The organism is Pseudomonas cavernae, assembly GCF_003595175.1.
In the GTDB taxonomy this organism is placed as follows: Bacteria; Pseudomonadota; Gammaproteobacteria; order Pseudomonadales; family Pseudomonadaceae; genus Aquipseudomonas; species Aquipseudomonas cavernae.
This window is the reverse complement of record NZ_CP032419.1, coordinates 552,968-570,799: the sequence shown is the minus strand read 5'-3', so window position 1 is coordinate 570,799 and position 17,832 is coordinate 552,968. Positions and strand designations below refer to the sequence as shown.

The 17,832-nt window shown below is 66.8% G+C and carries 14 protein-coding genes; 2 read left to right on the top strand and 12 right to left on the bottom strand.

Annotated features, from left to right (window positions below; all coding sequences use genetic code 11):
* Window positions 1-4: 4 nt before the first annotated feature.
* The 9 genes from trpE to D3880_RS02535 all read right to left on the bottom strand — a co-directional run bounded on the left by trpE (window position 5) and on the right by D3880_RS02535 (window position 11,372).
* A complete protein-coding gene (gene trpE / locus D3880_RS02575) occupies window positions 5-1,492 on the bottom strand; it encodes an anthranilate synthase component I (RefSeq protein ID WP_119891977.1) in 1,488 nt (495 codons plus the stop codon).
* A 72-nt stretch (window positions 1,493-1,564) separates the two neighbouring features.
* The gene (locus D3880_RS02570) at window positions 1,565-2,386 is read right to left on the bottom strand and encodes a phosphoglycolate phosphatase (RefSeq protein ID WP_119891976.1); all 822 of its coding nucleotides are present in this window, start codon (window positions 2,384-2,386) and stop codon (window positions 1,565-1,567) included.
* Window positions 2,383-3,057, bottom strand: a complete 675-nt coding sequence (gene rpe, locus D3880_RS02565; RefSeq protein ID WP_119891975.1) for a ribulose-phosphate 3-epimerase — start codon at window positions 3,055-3,057, stop codon at window positions 2,383-2,385. The genes D3880_RS02570 and rpe overlap by 4 nt, the downstream gene beginning before the upstream one ends.
* Before the next feature lie 247 nt (window positions 3,058-3,304).
* Window positions 3,305-4,132 (bottom strand): ABC transporter permease, encoded by an 828-nt coding sequence (locus D3880_RS02560; RefSeq protein ID WP_119891974.1) that lies wholly within the window; start codon window positions 4,130-4,132, stop codon window positions 3,305-3,307.
* Window positions 4,133-4,145: 13 nt separating this feature from the next.
* A complete protein-coding gene (locus tag D3880_RS02555; protein WP_119891973.1) occupies window positions 4,146-5,393 on the bottom strand; it encodes an ABC transporter permease in 1,248 nt (415 codons plus the stop codon).
* A 150-nt stretch (window positions 5,394-5,543) separates the two neighbouring features.
* On the bottom strand, window positions 5,544-6,575 hold the full coding sequence (locus D3880_RS02550) for an ABC transporter substrate-binding protein (RefSeq protein WP_119891972.1): 1,032 nt from the start codon (window positions 6,573-6,575) through the stop codon (window positions 5,544-5,546).
* Window positions 6,576-6,622: 47 nt separating this feature from the next.
* Window positions 6,623-7,735 carry an ABC transporter ATP-binding protein gene (locus D3880_RS02545; protein ID WP_420800859.1) on the bottom strand — a complete coding sequence of 371 codons (1,113 nt, stop codon included), beginning with the start codon at window positions 7,733-7,735 and terminating at the stop codon, window positions 6,623-6,625.
* A 387-nt stretch (window positions 7,736-8,122) separates the two neighbouring features.
* Entirely contained in the window at window positions 8,123-8,752 is a 630-nt protein-coding gene (locus D3880_RS02540) for a response regulator (RefSeq protein ID WP_119891970.1), read from the bottom strand.
* Window positions 8,753-8,993: 241 nt separating this feature from the next.
* Window positions 8,994-11,372 carry a PAS domain-containing sensor histidine kinase gene (locus D3880_RS02535; protein ID WP_238474432.1) on the bottom strand — a complete coding sequence of 793 codons (2,379 nt, stop codon included), beginning with the start codon at window positions 11,370-11,372 and terminating at the stop codon, window positions 8,994-8,996.
* Between the two features lie 142 nt (window positions 11,373-11,514).
* Here D3880_RS02535 and D3880_RS02530 point away from each other — a divergent pair, with 142 nt between their 5' ends.
* Entirely contained in the window at window positions 11,515-12,489 is a 975-nt protein-coding gene (locus tag D3880_RS02530) for an alpha/beta hydrolase family protein (protein ID WP_119891968.1), read from the top strand.
* On the opposite strand, the gene D3880_RS02525 is transcribed toward D3880_RS02530, so the two are convergent.
* The 3 genes from D3880_RS02525 to D3880_RS02515 are packed head-to-tail and all read right to left on the bottom strand — an operon-like array spanning window position 12,486 to window position 14,960.
* The gene (locus D3880_RS02525; RefSeq protein WP_119891967.1) at window positions 12,486-13,265 is read right to left on the bottom strand and encodes a TerB family tellurite resistance protein; all 780 of its coding nucleotides are present in this window, start codon (window positions 13,263-13,265) and stop codon (window positions 12,486-12,488) included. The genes D3880_RS02530 and D3880_RS02525 overlap by 4 nt on opposite strands.
* 1 nt (window position 13,266) lies before the next feature.
* On the bottom strand, window positions 13,267-13,938 hold the full coding sequence (gene murU / locus D3880_RS02520) for an N-acetylmuramate alpha-1-phosphate uridylyltransferase MurU (RefSeq protein WP_119891966.1): 672 nt from the start codon (window positions 13,936-13,938) through the stop codon (window positions 13,267-13,269).
* Window positions 13,935-14,960, bottom strand: a complete 1,026-nt coding sequence (locus D3880_RS02515; RefSeq protein WP_119891965.1) for an aminoglycoside phosphotransferase family protein — start codon at window positions 14,958-14,960, stop codon at window positions 13,935-13,937. The genes murU and D3880_RS02515 overlap by 4 nt, the downstream gene beginning before the upstream one ends.
* A gap of 126 nt (window positions 14,961-15,086) precedes the next feature.
* Between D3880_RS02515 and D3880_RS02510 the strand changes: the two genes are divergently transcribed.
* A complete protein-coding gene (locus D3880_RS02510) occupies window positions 15,087-17,831 on the top strand; it encodes an LPS-assembly protein LptD (protein WP_119891964.1) in 2,745 nt (914 codons plus the stop codon).
* The last annotated feature ends 1 nt before the right edge of the window (window position 17,832 follow it).

The following is a 17,832-nucleotide window of genomic DNA, read 5'->3' as shown; positions in this document are numbered from 1 at the left end:
ATCCTCAGGCGTTGGTCTTGTGGGAGTGTTCGGCCAAAGCCACCGCGCGGAACATGGCGCGGCGCTTGTTGATGGTCTCTTCCCACTCCAGGGCCGGCACCGAGTCGGCGACTATGCCGCCGCCGGCCTGCACGTGCAGCTCGCCGTTCTTGATCACCGCGGTGCGGATGGCGATCGCGGTGTCCATGTTGCCGTTCCACGCCAGGTAGCCGACCGCGCCGCCGTAGACCCCGCGCTTGACCGGTTCCAGCTCGTCGATGATCTCCATCGCGCGGATCTTCGGCGCGCCGGACAGGGTGCCGGCCGGCAGGATGGCGCGCAGCGCGTCCATCGCCGTCAAGCCTTCCTTCAGCTGCCCCGTCACATTCGAGACGATGTGCATGACGTTGGAATAGCGCTCGATCACCATCTTCTCGGTGAGCTTCACCGAGCCGGTGCTGGACACCCGGCCGACGTCGTTGCGGCCGAGGTCGATGAGCATCAGGTGCTCGGCGATTTCCTTGGCGTCGGAGAGCAGGTCCTCCTCGAGCGCCAGGTCGGCCTCCTCGCTGGCCCCGCGCGGACGGGTGCCGGCGATCGGGCGCACGGTGATCAGGTTGTCCTCGACGCGCACCAACACTTCCGGCGAGCTGCCGACCACATGGAAGTCGCCGAAGTTGAAGAAGTACATGTAGGGCGTCGGGTTGAAGCAACGCAGCGCGCGGTACAGATCGATCGGTGCGGCGTGGAAGTCGATGCTCATGCGCTGCGACGGCACCACCTGCATGCAGTCGCCGGCGAGAATGTATTCCTTGATGGTATCGACCGCGCGCTCGTAGTCCTCGCGGGTGAAGCTGGAACGGAAGCTCGGCTCGGGGCCGCCGACCGCGCTGAAATCCAGGCCACGGCGCGGGGTGATCGGCTGGCGCAGCTGGTCGAGGATCTCGGCGAGGCGCGCCTGGCCCTGCTCGTAGGCGTCCGCCACGCTGGGGTCGGCGAGGACGATGGCGTGCATCTTGCCGGCCAGGTTGTCGAACACCACCATGGCGTCGGAGACCATCAGGAGGATGTCCGGATTGCCCAGCGGATCGGGGTTCGGGCACTTGGCCAGTTTCTGCTCGACGTAGCGCACGCTGTCGTAGCCGAAGTAGCCGACCAGGCCGCCGTTGAAGCGCGGCAGGCCGGGAATGCTCGGCACCTGGTAGCGGGCCTTGAACTGCTCGACGAAGGCCAGCGGGTCCTCGGCTTGCAGGCGTTCGGTTTCCACGCCGTCGTGGCTCACGCTGATCTGCTGTTCGTGCACGCGCAGCACGGTGCGGCACGGCAGGCCGATGATCGAGTAACGGCCCCATTTCTCGCCGCCCTGCACGGATTCGAGCAGATAGGAGTTGGGCGCGTCGGCGAGCTTGAGGTAGATCGACAGCGGCGTGTCGAAGTCGGCCAGGGTTTCGAAGGCAAGCGGGATGCGGTTGTAGCCGGCAGCGGCCAAACGCAGGAATTCTTCGCGGGTCATGAGCAGCCTCGTGGCATGAGGGTAAAACGGTCGGTAGGCAAACGCACCGGCGCTATGCCGGTCAGGAATCGATCAGGCGCGCCAACGCCAACGGGCCAGGGCCTTGATCAGGGTCATCCAGGGTTTGCGGGCAACTGCCACGATGCTGTCTCTTGGCGGTGGGTTTGCAGCGGAATCAGGCGACATTAGCGCAGCGTCGGGTGCTAAGCAACCTTCCGGCAGCAGCTCGCGCAAATCGTCGACCACCAGGGCCGGCGACTCTTCATGAATCGGCCGACCATGGTTGTAGCCATAGCTCAACGCCACGCAGGGCACGCCAGCGGCGCGGGCGGCGAGCACGTCGTTGCGCGAGTCGCCGATAAACAGCGCGTCTACGGCCTTGACCTCGGCCATCTGCATGACGAACAGCAGCGCCGCCGGATCGGGCTTCTGCTGCGGCAGGGTGTCGCCACCGATGATCCAGCGGAAGTAGCGGCCGATCTTCTTCTCATCCAGCAGCGGGGCGACGAAGCGCTCCGGCTTGTTGGTGATCAGGGCCATTTCCACGCCCTGCTGCTTCAGCCACTTGAGGGTGGTGCGCACGCCGGGGTAGACCACGCTCAGTTCGTGGCTACCGCCGTAGGCCTCCATAAACAGTTCCAGCGCCCGTTCGGTTTCCGCTTCGTCGACATGGGCATGCTCGAGCGCGCCGGCCAGGGCCCGGCGCACCAGCACCCGCGCGCCGTTGCCGACCCACTCGCGCACCGCCTCGATGCCCGCCGCCGGGCGGCCGAGCGCGTGCAGCATGCGGTCGACGGCGGCGGCCAGGTCCGGCACCGAGTCGATCAGGGTGCCGTCCAGGTCGAACATCACCAGGCGCGGCAGGCGGCCAGGGAACAGCTGTTCGAAACTCATTTAGCCGCGCGCGCCAATTCGTCACGCATGGCGTCGATCACCGCCCGGTAGTCCGGCTGATTGAAGATCGCCGAACCGGCGACGAAGGTGTCGGCCCCGGCGGCGGCGATCGCGCCGATGTTCTGCACGTTGACCCCGCCGTCGATCTCCAGGCGGATCGCGCGGCCGCTGGCATCGATCAAGGCGCGCGCCTCTTTCAGCTTGTCGAGGGTGCCGGGGATGAACTTCTGCCCGCCGAAGCCCGGGTTGACGCTCATCAACAGGATCATGTCGACCTTGTCCATCACGTACTTCAAGCTTTCCAGCGAAGTGGCCGGATTGAACACCAGGCCGGCCTTGCAACCGCCGTCCTTGATCAACTGCAGCGAGCGGTCGATATGGAAGCTGGCGTCCGGATGGAAGGTGATATAGCTGGCACCGGCCTCGATGAAGTCGCCGATCATGCGGTCCACCGGCGCAACCATCAGGTGCACGTCGATCGGCGCCGTGATGCCGTACTTGCGCAGCGCCGTGCAGACCATCGGGCCGATGGTCAGGTTGGGCACGTAGTGGTTGTCCATCACGTCGAAGTGGACGATGTCGGCGCCGGCGGCGAGGACCTTGTCGACTTCCTCGCCGAGGCGGGCGAAATCGGCGGAAAGGATCGACGGGGCGATGGCGAAGGGTTGCATGGAAAGCCTCGGAGCTTAATCAGGTGCGCGAATTGTAGCCTGAGTCGCAGTGCGAGGCGGTTGTCGTACGTCAGGGAAGGGGCTCGACCATGGTCGAAGCGCTGGTTTACTGGATTCCCGGCAGTGCGGGAAGCCAATGCGTAGGATGGGTATCGCTTCGCTCAACCCATCCTACGCACTAGCCCAACATCGCGGCGGCCCCAACTCCGCTCGTTGGGCTTCGCTGTGCTCAGCGCCAACCTACGCCCTACTCGTTCGGCGCGGTGCGCAGTTTCTCGCTGCGCCCGCGCAACCATTCCAGGGTCAGCAGCAGGACTATCGAGAAGCCGATCAACAGGGTCGCGGCGGCGGCGATGGTCGGGCTGAGATTCTCGCGGATGCCGCTGAACATCTGCCGTGGCAGGGTGGCCTGCTCGGGGCCTGCGAGGAACAGGGTGACCACCACTTCGTCGAACGAGGTGGCGAAGGCGAACAACGCGCCGGAAATCACCCCGGGGGCGATCAGCGGCAGGGTCACGCGGAAGAACGCCGTGGTCGGCGAGGCGCCGAGGCTGGCGGCGGCGCGCACCAGGTTGTAGTCGAAACCCTGCAGGGTGGCCGACACCGTGATGATCACGAACGGCACGCCGAGCACCGCGTGTGCCGCGATCAGCCCCAGGTAGCTGTTGCCGAACCCCAGCGGGGCGAAGGACAGGTAGCAGGCCACGCCGACGATCACCACCGGCACCACCATCGGCGAGATCACCAGGCTCATCACCAGCGCCTTGCCGCGGAACTCGCCGCGGGTCAGGCCGATCGCCGCCAGGGTGCCGAACACCATGGCCAGCAGGGTGGCGGCCGGGGCGACGATCAGGCTGTTCTTCAGCGAGCGCATCCATTCGGCCGAGGTGAAGAAGTCCTGGTACCAGCGCAGCGAGAACTCCTGGATCGGATAGACCAGGAAGGTGCCGGCATTGAACGACAACGGCACGATCACCAGCACCGGCAGGACCAGGAACAGCAGCACCAGGCCGCAGATCAGCCGCAGGCCGTAGTACCACAGGCGTTCAACCGGAGACATGTAGGGACTGAGCATCTCGATTCTCTCCTCAGCTCAAGCGCAGACGGCTGGCGCCGACCAGCCAGCCGTAGACCACGTACAGCACCAGGGTGGCCAGCAGCAGCAGGCCGCCCAGCGCGGTGGCCATGCCCCAGTTGATGCTGGTGTTGGTGTAGAAGGCGACGAAGTAGCTGACCATCTGGTCGCTGGGGCTGCCGAGCAGCGCCGGGGTGATGTAGTAGCCGATCGACAGGATGAACACCAACAGGCCACCGGCGCCGACGCCGGCCAGAGTCTGCGGGAAATACACGCGCCAGAAGCTGGCGAACGGGTGGCAGCCGAGCGAGATCGCCGCGCGCATGTAGCTCGGCGAGATACCCTTCATCACGCTGTAGATCGGCAGGATCATGAACGGCAGCATGATGTGCACCATGGCGATGTACACGCCGGTGCGGTTGAACACCAACTGCAGCGGCTGGTCGATCAAGCCCAGCTTCAGCAGCGCGCCATTGATCAGGCCGCCCGACTGCAGCAACACGATCCAGGCCGCCACGCGTACCAGGATCGAAGTCCAGAACGGCAGCAGCACCAGGATCATCAGTAGATTGCTCTGCCGCGCCGGCAGGTTAGCCAGCAGGTAGGCCAGTGGATAGGCCAGCACCAGGCAGATGGCGGTGATCACCAGGCCCATCCAGAAGGTGCGGGCGAAGATGTCCAGGTAGATGGCCTGGTCCGGCGTGGCCGGGGCCAGTTCGCCGAGTTCGTCGATGCGGTGATCGAGTGCGGCGAGCAGGTAATAGGGGGTGAAGGCACTGGCGTTGCGGTGGATCGCCTGCCAGTAGGCCGGGTCGCCCCAGCGCTCGTCGAGCGCCTCCATGGCGTCCTTGTAGGAGGCGGGCTCAGTTTTGAACGGCAGGGCGCGGGCGGTCTTGGCCATCAGGCTGCGGTAACCGGCCAGCTCCATGTTCAGGCGCTTGGACAGGTCGCCGATGGTCTGTTGCTTGCGTGCATCGGCCAGGTCCAGGCTCAGCGCCTTGTAGCTGGCTTCGTCCGGCAGTGCCTTGCCGTCCCACTGGGCGATGGCCTGCACCGTGCGCGGCAGCGTGCCGACCACCTCGGGGTTGCTGACGCTCTTGTACAGCAGCGCGGCGATCGGCAGCAGGAAGATCAGCAGCAGGAACAGCACCAGCGGCAGGATCAGCGCCTGCGCCTTCAAGCGGTTGAGGCGCTCGGCGCGGGCCAGCTTCTGCTTGAGGGTCAGGCCGGCGAATTCGGTGAGGGTGACGGTGGTGGCCATGGAAGGCTCCGGTGAAACTGATTGGCATCCCTCGCCCCAGCGGGGCGAGGGACTTGCGGACAGTAGGATGGGTGGAGCGCAGCGCTACCCATCGGCGACGTCAGCATGGGTATCGCAAGCTCAACCCATCCTACCTAGGCGCCTGGGCGCCTATTTCGCCGCCCAGGAATTGAAGCGCTGCTCCAGCTGCTCGCCGTAGTCGGCCCAGAAGCCCACGTCCATGGCCACCTGGTTCTCGATATTGGCCGGCGTGGTCGGCATGTTCGCCAGCAGGCCCTTGTCGAGCAACGGCACGGCCTGGATGTTGGCCGGGCCGTAGGCGATGTTCTCGGCGTAGATCTTCTGCTGCGCGGGCTGCAGCGAGAAGGCGATAAATTTCTTCGCCTCGTCGGCATTCTTCGCCCCTTTCGGGATGGCCCAGGCGTCGAAGTCATAGATGCCGCCGTTCCACACCACCTTGAGGTTGCTCTCCTTCTGCACCGCGGCGATGCGGCCGTTGTAGGCCGAGCTCATCACCACGTCGCCAGAAGCGAGGAACTGCGGCGGCTGGGCGCCGGCTTCCCACCACTGGATGCTCGGCTTGATCTGGTCGAGCTTCTTGAACGCGCGGTCCTGGCCTTCCTTGGTGGCGAGCACGCTATAGACCTCCTTGGGCGCCACGCCGTCGGCCATCAGGGCGAACTCCAGGGTGTACTTGGCACCCTTGCGCAGGCCGCGCTTGCCTGGGAATTTGCTGGTATCCCAGAAGTCCGCCCAGCTGGCCGGCGCGCTCTTCAACTTGTCGGCGTTGTAGGCCAGCACCGTCGACCAGACGAAGAAGCCGGCGCCGCAGGTGGTCAGGGCACCGGGCACGAAGTCGTCGGCCTTGCCGAACTGCGCGGCGTCGAGCTCCTCGAACATGCCCTCGTCGCAACCGCGGGCGAGTTCCGGCGACTCCACTTCCACCAGGTTCCAGGACACGCTGTTGGTGTCGACCATGGCTTTGACCTTGGCCATCTCACCGTTGTATTCGCCGGCGATGATCTTGCCGTTGCCGGCCTTCTCCCACGGCTCGTAGAAGGCTTTGACCTGGGCGTTCTTGTTCGCCCCACCGAAGGAAATCACGGTCAGGTCGGCGGCCAGCACCTGCGCCGCGCAGGCCATGCCGACGGCGATGGCGGTGAATTTCAGCGAGTTGTTCATTGTTGTTTTCTCCTCGATACGGGATTGGAAAAACAGCTGAATGCGCCCTACTCCGCCTGCAGCGGATCGAGGGCGCGGACGTGCTCCACTTGCCAGCCGAGCGGCACCACATCGCCGACCGCCAGGGCGGGGTCGAGTTCGGCGATCGGCTGCTTGACGAAGAAATCGCTCTTGCCGCACACCTCCATGCGGATGCGCACGTGGTCGCCGAGGTAGATGAACTCCTCGACGCGCCCGGAGAAGCGGTTGGCGCAGTTCTCGCTGCTGCCGTTGATGCGCACCCGCTCGGGGCGGATCGACAGGGTCACCGGCTCGCCCGGCTGGCCGACGTTGACCGCCAGCGCCGCGACCTTCTCGCCGCGCGCCAGGCTCACCACACAACGCTCGCCGTCATGGCTGAGCAGCTGGCCCTGGAGGCGGTTGTTCTCACCGATGAAGTTGGCCACGAAGGTGTTGCGCGGCGACTCGTACAGCTCCCGCGGCGGGGCGATCTGCTGGATCTCGCCCTGGTGGAACACCGCCACGCGGTCGGACATGGTCAGCGCCTCGCCCTGGTCGTGGGTGACGTAGACCACGGTGACGCCGAGTCGCTGGTGGATGTGCTTGATCTCCATCTGCATGTGCTCGCGCAGCTGCTTGTCCAGCGCGCCGAGCGGCTCGTCCATCAGCACCAGCTGCGGCTCGAACACCAGCGCGCGGGCCAGCGCCACGCGCTGCTGCTGGCCGCCGGAGAGCTGGCCGGGGTAGCGGTGGCGGAACTTGTCGAGCTGCACCATGGCCAGCGAACGCTTGACCCGCTCGCCGGCGTCGCTCTTGTTCATGCCGCGCACCGACAGCGGGAAGGCCAGGTTCTCGGCCACCGTCATGTGCGGAAACAGCGCGTAGTTCTGGAACACCATGCCGATGTGGCGCTTGTGCGGCGGCACGTTGTTGATCGCCCGCCCGCCGAGGAGGATCTCGCCGGCGGTGGGGGTTTCGAAACCGGCCAGCATCATCAGGCTGGTGGTCTTGCCGGAGCCGGACGGCCCCAGCAGGGTGAGGAACTCGCCCTTGCGAATGTCCAGGTTGAGATCCTTGACGATCAGGTTTTCGCCGTCGTAGCTCTTCTGCACGCCACGAAAGCTCACCAGCACGTCAGCGGTCCCAGCCGCGGTAGTCATAGCCTCGCTCATAACCCACACCTGCGATTTTTTATAAGCCGTGCAGAAAGCCTAGAGAAGCCTGCAGCCGGCGCAAATCGGGGGGTATGAGAGATTGCTATAAGCAGAGCGGAATACTGCGTGTAAGGATTGCCCTACAACGAGGGAGCGATGCACGGACCGCCCCGGTAGGAGCCAGCTTGCTGGCGATCCAGGCAACGCCAAAGGCTATGCCCCAGTTACGTGTTGGAGATGTCGTAGCCCGGATGCAATCCGGCGTGCAGCATCCCCTGGCCGGTGGGCTATCAGCACATGCCGAACCTGTAGGCGCGAATTCATTCGCGAAAGGCTTGGCAGCGCCTTTATCCCGGGTTCGCGGATAAATCCGCTCCTACCAAAAGCACCGCCCTACAGCAGTTTGTGCTCCATGGCATAGCGCACCAGATCGGCCACCGAGCCGGCACCGAGCTTCTGCATCAGGCGCGCCTTGTGGGTGCTGATGGTCTTGCTGCTGAGCGCCAGTTGCTGGGCGATGTCGTTGACGCTGTCGCCCTGCACCAGGCGCTCGAACACCGAGAACTCGCGCTCGGAGAGCAGCGCATGGGCCGGCCGCGCGTCGGTCAGGCCGACCTCGAAGACCATGCGGTCGGCCAGTTCCGGATCGATGTAGCGGCCGCCGGCGGCGACCTTGCGGATCGCCGTGAGCAGCAGCGCCGGGTCGCTGTCCTTGGTCGCGTAGCCGGCGGCGCCAACCTTCAGCGCGCGCGCCGCCATCTGCGTCTCGTCGTGCATCGACAGCACCAGAATCGCCGGCGGATTGGCCAACGCACGAATCCGCGGGATCGCCTCCAGGCCATTGACCCCGGGCATCGAGATGTCCAGCAGCACCACCTCGCAGGGCGTGTGCCGCAGCGTCTCGAGCAGCTGCTCGCCATTGCTGGCCTCGCCCGCCACGCACAGGTCCTTGGCCAGGCCGATCAATTGCTTGATGCCCTCGCGGACGATGGTGTGGTCTTCGGCAACCAGTACCCGAATCACTCTGTGTCTCCCTTCATAGCCCGGATGGCATCCGGGCTACGGTGTTAAGTGTGCAACCGTAGGATGGGGTGAGCGCAGCGATACCCATCAATCCGGCGTTGGGTATCGCTGCGCTCAACACCAACCTACAAAATCCCGACCACCCTGCCCCAACAGGACCCACCGCGTCATCCCAGTAGGGTGGAAAACCGCGCAGCGTTTTCCACCGACAAGCCGGTGGATGCAAAAAACGACATCCACCCTACCCCAGCGGCACCCGGATCGTCAGCTGGGTACCCTCGCCCGGGCGGCTGGCGATCACCAGGCTGCCGCCAAGCATCAGCACCCGCTCGCGCATGCCGACCAGGCCGAACGAGCTGGCGCCCACCGCAGCGGGATCGAACCCCTGGCCGTCGTCGCTGACGCTCAGTTGCAAGGCAGCGCCCTCCACCGCCAGGCGCAGTTCGACAGTATGCGCCTGGGCATGGCGCAGCACATTGGTCAGCGCCTCCTGCAGGATACGGAACAGGCCGATGGCCTTGGCGTCGGCCAGTACCAGCGGCTGCTCCGGCACCTCGACCAGACAGGGAATCTGCGTGCGCGCCTCGAAGCGTCGCGCCTGCCACTCGATCGCCGAGCCGATGCCGGCATCCAGGATCGGCGGGCGCAGGGCGGTGGCCACGTCGCGCACCAGCTGGAACAGCTGGGCGATCAGGCGTTTCATGCTGTTCAGGCGCTCCTGCAGGCCGGGGTCGAGGGCGGCATAGGCCAGCTCGCACATCGAGGTCTCCAGCTTGAGCACGGTGAGCACCTGGCCGAGTTCGTCGTGCACCTCGCGGGCGATACGCGCCTTCTCTTCCTCGCGCACGCTCTCCAGGTGCGCCGACAGTTCGCGCAACTGCGCCCGCGAATCGGCCAGCTCCAGTTCGATGCGCTTGTTCTCGCTGATGTCCCAGACGATGCCATCCCACACCACCAGGCCGCCGTCGAGATGACGGGCGCTGGCCTTGATGTCGGCCCAGCGCTGCGCGCCGTCGCGGGTGAGGATGCGCCCCTGCCAGCGCCAGTCGCTGTCGCTGAGCAGGGCCTGATCCTGAGTGCGGTGGTAGCTGGCGCGGTCATCAGGATGGACCAGGCTGCGGATGCCGCGATCCGGCGCCAGCAGACTGGCGGCGCTGTAGCCGACCAGGCTCTCGCTGCCCTCGCTGATAAAGGCGAAGTCCACCGCCGCGCCGGCATAGGGCCGCTCCAGACGGAACACCAGGCCCGGCACGTTGGCGGCGATGCCCTGCAGGCGCGCCTCGCTCTCGCGCAGGGCGGCCAAGGCGCGGCGCCGCTCGGTGACATCGGTGAGGTAAACCACCAGGTATTCGGCCTGGCGAAAGCGCAGGAAGCTCAGCGCCACGTCCACCGGCAACGCGCCGCCGTCGGCGCGCCGGCATTCGGTCTCGAAGTGCAGCGGCTCGCCGTCGCTGCCGCGTGCGCGGCGCCACAGGTTGAGCCAGCGGTCCATGTGCAGGTTGGGTTCGAAATCGCGCAGCGGTCGCTCGACCACCGCGCCGGCGGCATAGCCGAGCATCGCTTCGGCGGCGCGGTTGGCATAGCGCACATGGCTGTCCCAGTTGACCCAGAGGATGCCGACGGTGCTCTGATCGATGGAGAACTGGGTCAGGCGCAGCGCTTCCTCGGCCGCCTCGCGCAGTTCGATGGCCTGGCGCGCGTCACGCAGCCGGCGCTCCAGGGCCTGCTGCTGGCGGCGCTGCCAGACCAGCAGCAGCGCGGCGAGCAGCAGCAACCCAGCGAGCAGCAGGCTGAGGCTGCGCCACAACGCCGGCGACTCGTCGGCGCGCGGGGCCGGCGTATCCAGCCAGCGCTCGCGCAGGCGCTCGAGATCCTTGGCCGGCAGGGCACGCAGGGCACTGTCGAGCAGGCCCGAGAGTTGCGGCCAGTCACGCCGCGAGGCCACCCGCAAGAGTTGCGGCAAGCCGACGTCGCCGACCACCGCCAGACCGGCGAACTCGGCTTCGCGCGCCAGCCGGCCGAGCTGCGCGGCGTCGATCACCGCGTACTTCGCCTGGCCGGCGCGCAGGTGTTGCAGGGCCTGGCGTTCGGAGTTCACCGGCTGCAGCAGCAGGTTGCTGTAGGTGCCGCGCAGGAAGTCCGCCACCGCGCTGGGGCTGCGCACGGCGAGTGGATCGGCGCCACCGAGCTGTTCGAGATCGATGCTGCCGGCGCTGCTGCGCTCGCCCACCAGCAGCTGCGGCACGCGCATATAGGGGGCGGAGAACAGCCACAGCCGCAGGCCCGCCGGGGTCTGGCTGAGGCCAGGGGCGAGGTCGATGTGCCCGGCCCGTCGCGCCGCCTCCAGCGCCGTCTGGTCGGCATAGCTGTGCCACTCCAACTCGACCCGCAGGGCCGCGGCCAGGGCCTCCATCAGTTCGATATTGGCGCCGGAGAGTTTCTGCACGCGGCGATCCAGCTGCGCATAGGGCGCCTGCAGCACCACGCCGACCCGCAGTTGCCGGTGTGCCGCCAGCCAGGCCTGCTGCTCGGCGCTCAACTCCAACGGCACGGGCGCCGGCGCCGCCAAGGCCAGGTGCGGCAGGCACAGGCCGCAGAGAAGCAGACAAAGGCGGAGCAGACGCGGCATGCGGGACATCCTGAGACTGGCGGAGGCGGCCGCCTTACCTTACTCCAGCCGCCCCGCTGCTGGCCAAGCCCGGCCTGACAAACGCACGGCGGCGCAGTAGGCTGCCCGCACCACACCGGCCCGGAATGCCACGATGCGCCACCTGCCCCGTCCGCGACTGCCCACCCTGTGCCTGCTGCTCCTGCTGCTCGGCGCCCAGCCCGTGCTGGCCGCCGAGCAGCCGGCGGCCGAGCCGGAGCAGGCGCCGGTGGTCGAGCGCCGCCACAGCGAACGCAGCGCCGACGCCGCCAGCGCGCTGGAGCGGCAGCTGCCCGCCGCCGAGCAACAGCTGCTGCGAGCCGGCGACGAGTCGTTCCTCGCCCTCTGGCGGCCGGCCAATGTCAGCCAGCCCCGCGGCGTGGTGATCCTCCTCCCCGGCGATGCGGAAAGTGCCGACTGGCCGCAGGCCATCGGCCCGCTGCGGCGCAAGCTGCCGGACGCCGGCTGGCATAGCCTCAGCCTCAGCCTGCCCGATCCACAGGGCGCCATACCGCCAGTGCGGCCGACCGCGGGAGTCAGCATTGAGCAGGCGCCGCCAGCAGCAGACGCGCCCGCCAGCGCCACGCCCGAGGCAGCCGCGGCAGCGCCGCCGGACGCAGCGCCGAGCTTCAGCGCCGAACAGCGCCAGGCCCATGCCGAACGGATGCTGGCGCGCATCCAGGCCGGCATCGCCGTCGCCCAGCAGCAGCAACCCGCCAGCATCGTGTTGCTCGGTCACGGCAGCGGCGCCTACTGGGCCGCGCGCTACCTCAGCGAGCATGCCGAGGCACCGATCCACAATCTGCTGCTGGTCGCCGCCCGCGAGCCGGAAGGCTTCGGCCCAGCGCTGGAGCAACTGCTGCCGCAACTGAAGCTGGCCGCCGGTGATTTCTACTATCAGGACCAGGCCAACGAGCGCGACGCCGCCCGCCAGCGCCTCCAGGCCGGCAAGCGCCAGCCACAGCCGGCCTATGCCCAGGTGGCGATGAAGGCGTTACCGGGCAACCCGGCGATCGAGCAGGAACAGCTGTATCGGCGCATCAAGGGCTGGCTGGCCTTGCATCTGCAGAGCGCGGCCCAAGCCGATTAACGAAAGCCGCGGCGCTCGCGAATCAGGCTGTAGGCGCTGTGCAGCTCTCGGGTCTGCTCCGTGGCCTCGCGCACCCGCGCCGGATTGGCGCCGCTGCCGGCCAGCTTGTCCGGGTGATGGCGGCTGAGCAGACGGCGGTAGGCGCGCTTGATCGCCGCCGGCTCGCTGTCGGCCTGCACCCCGAGCAGGCGCAGGGCGTCCTGATAGGTGCCGGCGTTATGGGTCAGCGGCTGACTGGCCGGCTGATAGTCGCGCCCCAGCGCCGTCACCGCCTCGCCGCTCCAGCCCAGCCACTGGCCCCAGCGCAGCAACAGCTCGCGCTCGCGCGAGCTGACTCGGCCATCGACCCAGGCCATCCGCCAGCAGGCCCGCAACAGCGCCTCGCCGCGCTCGCGCCGCGTGCGTAAGCGCTCCAGCGGCAAACGCAGGGACTCCTGACCGAGCTTGCCACGGCTGAAGGCATCGATGGCCTGGCGCTGCGCCTGCTCGTCCAAGCGCAGGCGGCGCATCTCGCCGCGCGCCAGTTGGATATGCGCCTCCAGCACCTGACCGTCGCTCTTGGCCAGCCGGCCGAGGAGAACGAACAGCAGCTCGCCCTCGTCCAGCGCCGGGGCCGCCGCCAGCGAGCCGCGCAGATGGCTCAGCAGCGCACGCCAACTGTCCAGGCGCAGGCGGCGATCGACCACCTGGCCGAGCAAGGCGCCGAGCAGCGCCCCGGGAATGTTGGCCAAGGCCAGCCCCGCGGTGGCGCCGATGACAGTCGCCGGCCAGAGCATCTCAGGCCTCCGCCGCGAGCTGGCGTTCGACTTCCGCCAGCCGCTCGTGGGTGCCGACATCCACCCAGCGCCCGGCGAAGCGCTCACCGCTCACCTGCCCGGCCGCCATCGCCTGGCGCAGCAGCGGCGCCAGCTTGAAGGCACCGGCCTGGCAGTCGGCGAACAACGCCGGGGCAAGCACGGCGATGCCGCTATAAGTCAGGCTCGGCTGCCCAACCTGGGCATTGCTGACCTGCCTGCCAGCCAGACGGAAGTCGCCGCTGCTGTGATGCGCCGGGTTGTCCACCAGCACCAGATGGGCCTGACCGACGAGCGGGCGGCGCAGGGCGGCGAAATCGTAGTCGCTCCAGATGTCGCCGTTGACCACCAGGAACGGTTGCTCGCCGAGCAACGGTAAGGCGCGAAAGATGCCGCCGCCGGTTTCCAGCGGCTCGCCCTCGGCCGAATAGGTGATGTGCACGCCGAAGCGCGCACCGTCGCCGAGGTAGTCCTCGATCTGCTGGCCGAGCCAGGCGTGGTTGATCACCAGCTCACGAAATCCGGCACGGGCCAGGGCGCGCACGTGGTACTCGATCAGCGGCTGGCCACCGACCGGCACCAGCGGCTTGGGCGTGTGCAGGGTCAGCGGGCGCATGCGCTCGCCCTTGCCGGCGGCGAGGATCATCGCCCTCATGCCGGCACGGCCTCAAACGCCGGCAGGCTGGCGAGCAGTTCGCCCAGTTCGGCCAGCTCCGGCCGCCGCGCCAATACCGCTTCGATATAGCGGAAGAAGCGCGGCACGTCGCCGAGGTACTTGGGTTTGCCGTCGCGATGGCAGATGCGCGCGAAGATGCCGATCACCTTGAGGTGGCGCTGCACGCCCATCAGGTCGCTGGCACGCAGGAACTCCGCGAAATCGGCCTGAACCGGAATCCCCTGCTCGCGGGCCAGCGCCCAGTAACGCTCGAGCCAGGCGCGCACCTGCGCTTCCGGCCAGCTGAGGAAAGCGTCCTTGAACAGGCAGGTGACGTCATAGGTCACCGGCCCATAGACCGCATCCTGAAAGTCCAGCACCCCGGGATTCGGTGCGCTGAGCATCAGGTTGCGCGGCATGAAGTCGCGGTGCACCAGCACCTGCGGCTGCGCCAGGGCGCTGGCGATCAGCCGATCACAGCTGCGCTGCCAGGCGGCCAGCTGCGCGCCACTGAGCTCGATGCCCAAGTGGCGCTGCAGGTACCAGTCGGGGAACAGCTGCAGCTCGCGGCGCAGCAGGGCATCATCGTAGTGCGGCAGGCCGGCATCCAGCGGCAATTGCTGGAACGCCAGCAACGCTTGCACGGCATCGGCGAACAAGGTGTCGGCATTGTCCGGGTCGATCACCTCAAGATAGGTCTGCCGGCCCAGGTCCGGGAGCAGGAGAAACCCGCGCTCGAGATCGGCGGCGAGAATCTGCGGCACGTGCACGCCGGCGCTGGCCAGCAGCCCGGCGACCTTGACGAAGGGCCGGCAGTCTTCCTGGGGTGGCGGCGCGTCCATCACGATCAGGCTGCGCGGCCCCGCCTGCCAGCGGAAATAGCGGCGAAAACTGGCATCGCTGCTGGCTGAGGTGAGCGTCGCGGCGGGCACTGCGCCCCAGCCTTCAGCGGCAAACAACTCCGGCAAACACCGGTCCAACCAGGCGCTCAACTGGCCCAGGCGTACATCTTCATCAGGCATTACAAGGGTCTCCGACGGCGCTAGCCGTTGTGCGGGGCATGCTTTATTATCCAGCATCTTTTTCAGCCCATCGAGTGGCGTGCGGCCCCAGCGGCCGTTGGCGCGCAGGAAGCCCGGACTTATAAGATGGCAGTAAACTACCCCGCGTTTCGTAAAAAATTCCCGCTGCTGGTCACCGGCAGCCTTCTGGCCTTGCAGCCTGTAGCCACCCAATACGTCGCCGCCGCCGAGCAGTTTGACTGCCAAGTGTCTCCCACTGGCGGCTGGGCCTGTGCGCCCAAGGCCGAAGCCGGCGCGTTGCCGCCACGCCCGGAGCATACTGACAGCGCCGTCAGTGCGACCAGCACCAAAACCACCGAGGAAGGCGCGCCGACCACCACCCTGGTCACCGAAAGCGCGGGCAAGGGGCTCAAATCGCGCAGCGCCGACTACAGCCATCTCGACTGGGTACCCCGGGATCAGCTGACCCCAGCCCAACTGGCGGAAACCGGACCCTATTGCGCCGGCGCCTACATCGAGCCGACCCGTCCGGGGATGAACGACAAGACCCCGCTGAGTCAGGCGCCGATGTACATCTCGGCCAAGGCCTCGCGCTACGAGCAGGAAAAGCAGGTCGCCACCCTGGCCGGCGACGTGGTCCTGCGCCAGGGCAGCCTGCAGGTCGAGGCCGACGAGGCCAGCCTGCACCAGGCGGAGAACCGTGGCGAACTGGTTGGCAACGTCCGCATGCGCGACGACGGCGCCCTGGTGGTCGGCGACCGTGCCGAGCTGCAACTGGACAACGGCGAGGCCCAGGTCGATAACGCCGAGTATGTGCTGCACAAAGGCCATACCCGCGGCAACGCGCTGTACGCCAAGCGTGAAGAGAGCGCGATCATCCGCCTCAAGGACGGTACCTATACCCGTTGCGAGCCGGGCAGCAACGCCTGGAGCCTGAAGGGCAACAACGTCACGCTGAACCCGGCCACCGGCTTCGGCACCGCCACCAACGTGACCCTGCGGGTCAAAGACGTTCCGGTCTTCTACACCCCCTACATCTATTTCCCGATCGACGACCGTCGCCAGTCCGGCTTCCTGCCGCCGAGCCTGGGCACCTCGAGCGATACCGGCTTCTTCATCGCGACGCCGTACTATTTCAACCTGGCGCCCAACTACGACGCCACGCTCTACCCGACCTACATGGCCAATCGCGGCCTGCTGCTGGAGGGTGAGGGGCGCTACCTGACCGAGAGCAGCCAAGGGCAGATCGGCGCCGCCTACCTGGACGACCAGGAAGACGAACGCAAACTGCAGTCCGAGTACACCGATCAGCGCTGGCTGTACAGCTGGAAACACATCGGCGGCCTGGACTCGCGCCTGCTGCAAGAAGTCGACTACACCGACATCAGCGATCCGTACTATTTCCAAGATCTGCAGACCGATCTCGGCATCGACTCCACCGCCTACGTCAACCAGCGCGGCACCCTGACCTGGCGCGGCGACAGTTACACCGCGCGCCTGAATGCGCATGCCTACGAACTGGCGACGGTGACCGACATCACCCCCTACGATCGGCTGCCGCAGCTGACCCTGGATGGCGCCTTGCCGTTCCAGCCGGGCGGGCTGAACCTGACCTACGCGACCGAGTTCGTGCGCTTCGACCGCGACCTGCGGGAAGGCAACTTCATCGACGAGAACGGCCTCCCGACCCCTTGGTACGATAGCCAGATCTTTGGTCTGGCCCGCGCCAACGGCGATCGTGCGCATGTCGAGCCGGGCGTCAGCCTGCCGCTCAACTGGACCTGGGGCTTCCTCAAGCCGTCGGCCAAATATCTCTATACCGACTACAAGCTCGACCTGGACAGCATCGGCAAGAGCCAGGTCGGCACCTTCGACGATGCCCCGGATCGTGGCGTACCGGTCTACAGCGTCGACAGCGGCCTGTACTTCGATCGCGACAGCCAGTGGTTTGGCAAGAATTACCGCCAGACCCTCGAGCCGCGCGCCTTCTATCTCTATGTCCCGGAACGCGACCAGGACGACATCCCGGTGTTCGACAGCGGCGAGAGCAGCTTCAGCTACTCCTCGCTGTTCCGCGAGAACCGCTTCTCCGGTCACGACCGCATCGGCGACGCCAACCAGCTGTCGCTGGGTGCGACCAACCGCTGGATCCAGCCCGACGGTTTCGAGCGGCAAACCTTCAGCATCGGCCAGGCCTACTACTTCGCCGACCGCAAGGTGCAGATGCCCGGTATCGACTTCCGCGACCGCGACGACGCCACCTCCTCGGTATCGCCTTATGCCCTGGAGTACCTGTACCGCTTCAACCGCGACTGGCGCTTCAGCTCGGACTTCAACTGGGACCCGGACAGCCATAGCACCCGCTCGGGCAGCGCGATGTTCCACTACCAGCCGGAAGACAACCCGAACAAGGTGGTCAACGCTGGCTTCCGCTATCGCAATGACACCGTTGTGTACAACTCGAGCACCGGCCAATGGCAGCAGGGCGGCGACTACCTCGACCCGGTCACCGGCCGAACCATCAAGGACTACTACAAGGTCGAGCAGCACGATATCTCGACCATCTGGCCGATCGTGCCGCAATGGAGCGCCATCGCCCGCTGGCAGTTCGACTACAACCGCAGCCGCACCCTCGAGGCCTTCGGTGGCTTCGAGTACGACAGCTGTTGCTGGAAGCTGCGTCTGGTCAACCGTTACTGGGTCGACTACGACGAGTTCAGCCTGTCGCCCGACCTGAACGAGCAGGGCGATCGCGGCGTGTTCCTGCAAATCATCCTCAAAGGCCTCGGCGGAGTCGTGGGCAACAAGGTTGAAGGCTTCCTCGACAAAGGCATTGAAGGTTACCGTGAACGTGAAGACCAAGCTTTCTGAT